This is a genomic window from Microlunatus endophyticus (assembly GCF_014646195.1).
Lineage (GTDB): Bacteria > Actinomycetota > Actinomycetes > Propionibacteriales > Propionibacteriaceae > Microlunatus > Microlunatus endophyticus.
In genome coordinates this window covers 193985-202438 of sequence record NZ_BMMZ01000008.1, presented here as the reverse complement: position 1 = coordinate 202438, position 8454 = coordinate 193985, and the positions used below count along the sequence as shown (strand labels likewise).

The window sequence follows — 8454 nt, the reverse complement described above, 5'->3', positions numbered from 1 at the left end:
CGACCCGGCGGCCGCGTCCTAACGCCATTGCTCGACCAGCCGTCGTGAAAGGGAGAGATGATGGCACGTTATGTGATGGGTGATACGACCCTGTCGACGTTGACTCGTCAGACGTCGACGAATAGTGATGATCTTGGTGCTTTGGTGCGTCAGTTGGCGCAGGCTGCGGAGCCGATCCGGCAGGATTTCCAGGGTGCGGGTCGGACGGCGTTCAACACGTTCGAGGGTCATACCGATGAGATCGCTACTGGTTTGAATGCTGCGTTGCGGTCGGTGTTGGCTGGTGTGGGTGGTCAGGATTCGGCGTTCGCGCAGGGTGTGGCGCAGCAGTATGAGCAGACCAGTGCGTTGATGGGGTCGGCGAATTTTGATGCGGCCCGGTTCTCCGGTGTGACCGGCGCCTGAGATCTCGGAACTTTCGGACAACTGAGCACGGAAGGATTTGATCATGGTTACGGCAGCTCCGGGTGATCGTGCGTTCAACACTGATAGTTCGGGTGAGGCGCAGGCGAATTTCAATCGGGTGGCGAATCAGTTGGAGGCGTTGTTGACGCTTCGTGATCAGCAGGTGAAGGCTGCGATGGCCAACTATCTGGCTGATGGTGTGTCGGCTGAGTATGCGGGCAAGGAGCAGCAGTGGAACGCGAAGGCGTCTGAGGTGCGGTCGATCATCAATCTGCTGCGGCAGTCGTTGCAGCAGAACGACGAGACTGCGCTGGCTGCGTTGAAGAAGGCCGGTTCCGCCGTCGCCAACATCGCCTGAACGGATCGGACTGACCTATGGCGCTCTATGACATTTCGACCGGTGACGTCTCGTCGACGCTCAAGGCGACCGAGAAGCAGGCGGACGGTTTCAGCAGTGACCTGAAGCCGCTGTCCGGGTATGTCAGCTCACTCGCCACCGCGTGCGGCGAGAGCGGCGCGATCGTGCCGGCCCTGAACGGTCTGTTCGATCATGAGACAACCACGCTGACCAACATGGCGACGCACATCAAGGCGTGCCTGACCGGCGCAGCGGCGGCGACCACGGCCTATGTCGAAGGGGACCTCGACATGGTGAAGACCTATCAGAAGAATGCCGCCCAAGGGAAGATCAGCAAGATCCCGACGCACAAGTAACAAACCCCCCAGCTCGCCGAGGAAACCTCGCTCATGGCCGATCCGATCAACCCGTACGTCAGCACCTGGCCCGCGGACAACATGGTCCCCGACGACATCGACTACAACGCCGGGCAGCTCCGTGGTGTCGGCGGCAACGTCTCGAGCACGTGCAGCGGGGTCGAGACGACCTGGGCCGGTTTGAGCAAGGGGTATCACGCCCCCGAGGCGCAGACCCTCTTCGGTGCGATGAAACCGGCGGGCACGTTGGCCAGCGATTTCGCCTCCGATCTCAACACGGTGGCTACAGCGCTCGAGGTCTTCGCCAACGACGTCCGGGCAGTCCAATCGACGGTGGCCGGCATCCGCTCCGACTCGTACAAACTGCTGGACAAGATCCATGACGGCAAAGTCACTGTGGACACCTCCCTCTGGAACAAGGGCACCGAGCTCCTGACGCTCCACAAACCGAGCGGTACCAAGGATGTCGACTGGCAGTCTGACGACTCAACCCGTAATGCCAACAACGCTCTGTTGCGGCGGCTCAGTGACGCTGAGGACCAGTTGACCGCTGCAGAGCGCAAGTGTGCGAATGCGATCCGTGATGTGTACGGCGCACCGCACCTGAACCCGGCCAGCGCGTCGAATCCGAACGGGTACGGATTCACCCACACTCCCGACGATGCACCGACTCCCTGGGGGCCGCCGGTCTCGGCGAAGGAAAGCTGTGGCGAGAAGGTCGTATCCGGCACCGGTGGCTTCTTCAAGAACGTCGGCGAGGGCGTCGGCGATTTCGGCTACGGCATGTTCACCGGCGTCAGCGGCCTCCTCGGATACAAATGGGACGGCGACTTCCAACACCATTTCGACCTCGCCACATTCGAGAACAGCTGGAAGGGTCTCAGCGAGGTGGCGACCGGTCTCGTACTGGGCGACAAATCGCCGAACGTCGCGAAATACATGCCCGGCCCGATCGCCAACTACATCCTCGATTCCCAGAAGGCCGCCCAGCAGGCGGTCGGTGGCCTCATCGGAGTCGACCCGTACTCCAAGGATCCGGCGAGCCAGTGGAAGCAGAATCCGGTCCGGACGTTCACCTCATCGCTGCTGAACGTCGGCAGCTTCTTCATCAGCGATGGCGCCGGCGCCGGCGTGAAGACTGCGAGTGCCGCCGGAAAGGCGTCCGAGGTCGCCGGTGACCTCGGCAAGGGCAGCAAGGCCGCAGATGCCATCGGGGACGCCGGCAAACTCGGCGATGCCGGCAAACTCAGCGATGCCGCGGAGCTCAGCAAGGCCGTCGAGCTGGAGACCAAGGCTGACCTGGCGGGTGCGTCCAAGCTCGGCGAGACCAGCACCCACGTCGGTGACGGGGTGAGCGACCTCGGAAAGACCGACATCGACATCCCCAACGTTCCCCATGATCATGTCGGCGTCGATCACCCCAACGCCGGCGATCATGGACCGTCGGACGCACCCGGTCCGCGCGATCCAGGGCACGCCGGCACAGGGCACACCGGTGACGGGCACACGGGCGACGGGCACACCGGCGACGGGCACAATCCACCGGCTACGCACAGCCAACCCGCCGATCACACGCCAGACGTCGACCCATCAGTTCCGAAGGATGACCCGCGGGTCAAGGCCGAGGTCTCCAGGATCACCAACGAGATCCGACCCGGCATCCAACGTGACGTCGACGCCGCGTGGCAGGAGGCCAGGATTCGCGCCGCGGAAAACGGCATCACCAATCCGTCCGCCCAGCGACTCGGCACCTACGCGCACACGGCGCTCAATCACATGTTCACCGAAGGTGACGGAAGTCGATTGGTGCACGACCACCCCGGCTATCGGATCGAGAGCGAGAAGTCGTTCAACAGCGAGGGCCAAGAGGTGGCGGCGGGTACCAAGGGCTCCATCCGACCTGATCTGGTGCTCGAGCGCAAGGACGCGGCCGGCAACTACCAGGTCGTTCAGGCCTATGACTTGAAGACCGGCAACGCCACGATTGCACCTGCCTGGGAGCAGAAGGTTCAGGCCTCGCTGAAGCCCGTCAATCCCACCGAGACGCTCAGGCCGAATATCCCCGCCGCTACCCCGGGCGGCTGACAATGCGGCCGACAATGACAAGATCATCCAGTGGCTGACGAGACCGTGAAGGCATGGCAGAAGATCGCCAAGCAGCTGCGTGGCACCCTTCCGGGTGAGTGGTCCGTCGCTCGATCAGGCGTCCGGACGCTGCTCGTCAGGCAGCCGATCGATTGGGTGGTGGTCTGGGTCGGGATCAGCCGCGTTCGGCGCGACGACATGCCGGGTCTGATCGGCGGGCTGACGTCCCTGGCCGGATACTTCAACGACGTCAACGCCAGTCACGGTTTGTCCACGCCGGTCGGGCCGGATTCTCCTCGAACCGTCGATCTGACGACTCCCGGTGCGCTGGATGAGGTTTCCAGCTTCGCCACCGCGGTTCTGGACAAAGTCGCGGATTGGACACCGGAGAGACTCGCGGCCGAAGCCGAGGAGCAGTTGGCGCAGGCCCCCGACACCCGCGGCCGGCCGCTCACCTTCCAGCATGCGTCAGGGTGGCGCGCCATCCTCGGCACCGCGGACGGTTTCGAGCCAGCCAAGGAAGCCGCAGAGTGGTTCGCGAAGGCGTTGGCACCCGAGTACGCGACGTGGTACGAAGATCTCGCGACGGCGTGGCAGAGCGGCGGACGAGCGGCCGCGCTCCAGTTCCTTCAGGACAGTCGCACAGCTGCGATCGACAGCCTGAAGCTCCGCTAGTCGGGAGTCCCCTGCGGCTCGCCGGTCACCCGTGCAGCCGGTCGGCGAGCGACTGCAATTCCGGTGCCAACACCAGCCGGTCTCCTCCGCTCTCGTCGGGTTCAGTTCCTACCGGGAACGCGTCATCCCCAGTGAACCAGTAGATCTGTGCCGAGCATGGGTCGGAGGCACCGCGGTATTGCGCTTCGACGAAATCCGCCAGGGCCGGAACAGCTCCCAATGAGGCCCAGCTTCGCACCGGCAGGATGAGGATCACGGAGTGCCGCGGCACGGCGAACAGGGCGCCGTACGGGAGGTCGACTCCGGCCAGCTGTGGGATCGAGGTCACTCCAGCGGAGACATAGGGGACGCCATCGGCGCCGGCCAGCAGAACCGATTCGCCGTTGGGAAGCGGGTGCGGCCGAACATCCAGATGCACCAGGACCTCGCTGATCGTCTGGTCCAGCGCCATCCGAAGGGCGCCCTCTGCACTGATGCCCATCGCATCGAGATCGGCCTGCTGCAGCAGCTGTACGGAGCTCTCGCGATCCTCGACGGCGACCAGATCGAATGCCGAGTTCAAAGGGGAACTCAGCCCCGGCGGTGCCTCCGGGCCTTTCGGAACCGCCTGGGCCCGGAGCCGAGAGATATCCCTACTCGGCCCAGTGGCAATGGCCGAATCGACCTGGGCCCGGATCTCGGCCAGCCACTGCCGCGCGATCTCCGGCCAGGTCGATGCCGGCACGCCCCGACAGGCGGTCTGCAGGGACCGGGTCGAGACACGCGCCCGGTCAGCGCCGAGTGGCACCAGGATCTCGCCGGCCTCTGTGTCGATGACCGCGCCCGGCAATACCGAGGGCAGCACCTCGGCCAGCACGGCGTGGATGTCGGTGGGCGGCGGCCCGACCGGCGAATCCGCTGAAGACGACGTCATGGCGACTGTCTACCAGACCTGGAGTCGAGCATCCTGGCACTGACCCGTCGGCCACGTAGGGTGTTCGGACACTGGAACGTGATCCGGGACCGATGCGTCGAAGCAATCATGGGGATGAGAGCGACTAGCGATGGCTGATCCGATCAACATCAAGGTCATGCCCGGCGACAACATGAACGCCGACAACATCGAGACGGCCGCCGGGCAACTGCGCGGAGTGGGCACGAACGTGTCCACCACGAGCGGTGATGTCGCGACCGCCTGGTCCGGCCTGCGCAAGTCCTACCACGCACCCGAACAGGAGACGCTGTTCGGCGCGATCCGCCCGGCGTCCCAGCTGGCCGGCGACTTCGACACCGACATGGGCAAGGTTGCCACGGCACTGGAGACCTTTGCGGGCACGCTCCGTACGATCCAGCGGTCGGTCGCCAGCATCCGGGCCGACGCCCGTACCTTCCTCGCGACGATCCACGACGGCAAGGTCAGCACTCAGCAGACCCACGTCTACGCCGGCGGCTACGGTGTCGGCGGCGCCGTCACCGACACCGAGGACGTCGACTGGGACTCCGACCAGGACAGCGTCGATGCCAACAACAAACTGATACACCGGACCAATGATCAACAGGAGCAGTTGTGGGCCGCGGAACGCAAGTGCGCCAACGCGATCCGCGATGTGTACGGCGCCCCGCACATCGCCGCGGCGAGCCAGTCCAATCCCGGTGGCTACGGAGTCGATCAGATCCCGGACAACGCGCAGACACCGTGGGGCCACACGGTCTCCCGCAAGGAGAGCTGCGGCGAGAAGGTCGGCAAGAGCGTCGTCGGCGGATTCGGCGATTTCCTCGGTGGCATGGGCAAGGGGATCACCTCGCTGGTCGGCGTCAGCTGGGACGGGTGGAGCCCCAGCTGGAGCATCTCCACCGCCGGCAAGTCCTGGTGGAATCTGAGCAAGATCGCCAATGGGCTCAACCCCACCACCCCGGTCTTGGCGTTGATTCCCGGTCCGCTGGGCAGCTACTACCGCGACTCCGAGAAGACCACTGTCCAAGCGGTCGGTGGGCTGGTCGGTATCGACCCGTTCGCCAAGGATCCCCTTGCGGCCTGGAAGAACGATCCGGTGCGGACCGGCACGTCGTCGGTGCTCAATGTCGGTTCATTCTTCATCCCGGGCGCTGGGGAAGCAGGTGGCGCGGCGAAAGGCGCTTCTGCCGCCGGCAAGGCTGCCGACGTCACGGGTGACGCGAGCAAGGTCGCCAAGGGTGCGGATCTCCTGGGTGATGCGGGCAAGGCCGGCGACGCACTCAAGCTGAGCGATGTCGCCAAGGGAGCGGGCAAAGCCGACCTCGGCGATCTCGGCAGGACCACCGCCGATCTCGGCGACGGCCTGGACGGCCTCGGCAAGACCGATATCGACATCCCGAACGTCCCCCATGATCACGTCGGCGTCGACCATCCGAATGTCGGCGACCACAATCCGGCCAACGCGCCGGAGCCCCGCGAGCCGGCCCATGCCGGCGCAGGTGATCATCCGGCTCCCGCCCACGATCCGGGCACGGGCGGGCACGACGGGAGTTCCGGACACGACGGCAACTCCGGACACGACGGCAACTCCGGACACGACGGCAACTCCGGGCACGACGGCAACTCCGGGCACGACGGCAACTCCGGACACGACGGGTTGGGCAACGGCACCAAGGAGTCGCCGCGGAAGTACGAGTACTCCAATCCGGCCGAGGATCTGAAGGGATCGCATCAGCCGACGGCCAGCGAACTGGACCACATCGGTCCGTCGAAGGACTACCCCGCGGGCAGCCACGAGCACATGGTCGCGCGCTGGCACGAGTATGGGGGCAAATGGTCCTGGGACCGCTGGCGGGACACCTACATCCGCAACCAGGGACACCATGCGCGCGGGGTCGCGTACGAGCAGGCCTACGCCGACACGAAGCACCTGTCCGGCGACGACTGGACCCGTAACACCCCGGTGAAGGCACAGACCGGCGTCGACCGGAACTACGACTTCGTCTCCAAGACCCAGCACGAGGCGATCGAGATGAAGTCCGGCGACACGATCGATCCCAAGCAGCTGGCGAAGGACGAGAAACTGATCCGGGCCGGTTGGGACGTCAAGTACGTCTTCGGCCGGGAACCCTCGGCGACGACGATCAAGGCGATCGAGGATGCCGGCGGGACGTACGAGGTCTTCTACGGCCAGCCGGTCCTGAAATGATCTTGCGAGATAGGGTACGGGACCATGACGGACGCCACTGACGACCAGGTTTTCGCCGACTGGCTGGAGGCGATGCACCCCCGACTCAGCCGGTTCGAGGACTTCCTGCTCCCCGCCAACGTCATCCACGAGGACGGGACGCAAGAGCCATTCCTGCGTGACTACAGCCGCGAGTCCCTCGAACAGCTCGAGCAGTTCATTCTGGACCGGTGGCCGACCCAGGCCGCCTTCCTCGAGGAGTCCGACACCGACTTCATCGACGGGGCGACCCGGTATATCGGCGAGACGCTGCTGCGGGCGTACGGCGGCGGTTGGCACCTCAATGACGTGCCGACGTTCGACTCGTCCGGGCGTCCGTTCGTGCTGCTCGACACGCTGGACAAGACTCCGATCACGCCGTTCTTCCTGCTGACCGCATTGCTCAAACGGCGGACCGGCCGGGAACTGACCCGGGTCTACGACGGCCAGGCACTCAACATCGCCGAACGCCGGGAGCAGGAAGGCCCGGACTGGCAGCCGCGGCGCGATCCGGTGCCCGGCATCACGTCCTGACTCGCACCGATTCCGCCTGGCAGGACAACGAGCGGGGTTTCTCGAATCGTCCGGTCGAGCTCTCAGAGCGCCTCGGAGCGCGATAACGGCGTGACGGGGATCCCGTGACGACTGTCATGGATTACCCTGATTCCAGGAAATTCCTGAGTGAGTGAGTGCTCACTCATGTAGAGTGACCCGCATGGCTCGTGCTGCTGCCCTTCCGCCCGAGGAACGTCGCGCCCAGATCCTGGACGCCGTCGCCCCGGTGATCAAGGCGCACGGACGCCAGGCGAGCACCCGTCAACTCGCGGAGGCTGCGGGTGTCGCCGAGGGCACCCTGTTCCGGGTCTTCGCCAGCAAGGAGGAGTTGATCGGCGCGCTCGTCGAGCGCTACTTGGGCGCCGGTCTGACGCTGGAGCGTATCGACGTGATCGACCCGACTCTCCCGCTGGCCGAGCGCTTGACCGAGATCGTCCGGATCCTGATCAGCCGGTCGGCTGAGACGTTCGAGATCCTGCATGCGATCGGCCCGCCCAAGGAGCCAAGCACCGAGGAGCGGCTCGCCTTCCGCGATCACATGCTGGAGCAGGCAAAACGCATTGACCGCGCTGTCACCGCTTTGATAGAACCGGATGCCGGCCTGCTGGTCGTCTCGCCTGCCCAACTCGCCGAACTGGTGGGCGGCATGGTGTTCGCCATCTCCAATCCGATGCTCAGACACTTCCGCGCCGAGGAACCGGCGCGCATCTCCGAAGAGCCCGAATCCATCGTCGACCTGCTGCTGCACGGCAGCTTGATCAACAGCACTCGCAGCACTCCCGGCTTTGATCACCTCGAGGCTGAAGCCTCCCAATTGTCCACTCGAATCAGCGATACCGAACTGGCACCAGCCAACTGA

Annotated in this window: 9 protein-coding genes; 8 read left to right on the top strand and 1 reads right to left on the bottom strand. The window is 65.0% G+C overall.

The genetic code is table 11. The annotated features are described in order from the left end of the window. The first annotated feature begins 75 nt into the window (after positions 1-75). From IEY07_RS16435 to IEY07_RS16415, 5 genes are read left to right on the top strand one after another with little or no spacing between them, the layout of a single operon-like run. The gene (locus IEY07_RS16435) at positions 76-405 is read left to right on the top strand and encodes a hypothetical protein (protein WP_188896504.1); all 330 of its coding nucleotides are present in this window, start codon (positions 76-78) and stop codon (positions 403-405) included. Positions 406-448: 43 nt separating this feature from the next. Beyond that, a complete protein-coding gene (locus tag IEY07_RS16430) occupies positions 449-763 on the top strand; it encodes a pore-forming ESAT-6 family protein (RefSeq protein ID WP_188896396.1) in 315 nt (104 codons plus the stop codon). 17 nt (positions 764-780) lie between these two features. Next, positions 781-1119 (top strand): DUF6507 family protein, encoded by a 339-nt coding sequence (locus IEY07_RS16425; RefSeq protein WP_188896466.1) that lies wholly within the window; start codon positions 781-783, stop codon positions 1117-1119. A 33-nt stretch (positions 1120-1152) separates the two neighbouring features. Continuing rightward, complete coding sequence (locus tag IEY07_RS16420) at positions 1153-3204, top strand: hypothetical protein (RefSeq protein WP_188896465.1); 2052 nt, start codon at positions 1153-1155, stop codon at positions 3202-3204. A 30-nt stretch (positions 3205-3234) separates the two neighbouring features. Next, positions 3235-3879, top strand: coding sequence for a hypothetical protein (locus IEY07_RS16415; protein WP_188896464.1), 645 nt, complete (start codon positions 3235-3237; stop codon positions 3877-3879). 25 nt (positions 3880-3904) lie between these two features. On the opposite strand, the gene IEY07_RS16410 is transcribed toward IEY07_RS16415, so the two are convergent. Further along, the gene (locus IEY07_RS16410) at positions 3905-4792 is read right to left on the bottom strand and encodes a hypothetical protein (protein WP_188896463.1); all 888 of its coding nucleotides are present in this window, start codon (positions 4790-4792) and stop codon (positions 3905-3907) included. A gap of 130 nt (positions 4793-4922) precedes the next feature. Between IEY07_RS16410 and IEY07_RS16405 the strand changes: the two genes are divergently transcribed. The 3 genes from IEY07_RS16405 (at position 4923) to IEY07_RS16395 (ending at position 8454) form a co-directional block, all read left to right on the top strand. Next, the gene (locus IEY07_RS16405) at positions 4923-7022 is read left to right on the top strand and encodes an ICP22 family protein (protein ID WP_188896462.1); all 2100 of its coding nucleotides are present in this window, start codon (positions 4923-4925) and stop codon (positions 7020-7022) included. A gap of 24 nt (positions 7023-7046) precedes the next feature. Next, positions 7047-7574 (top strand): hypothetical protein, encoded by a 528-nt coding sequence (locus tag IEY07_RS16400; RefSeq protein WP_188896461.1) that lies wholly within the window; start codon positions 7047-7049, stop codon positions 7572-7574. Positions 7575-7755: 181 nt separating this feature from the next. Further along, positions 7756-8454: a TetR/AcrR family transcriptional regulator gene (locus IEY07_RS16395; protein WP_268239230.1), complete on the top strand. Its 699-nt coding sequence runs from the start codon at positions 7756-7758 to the stop codon at positions 8452-8454.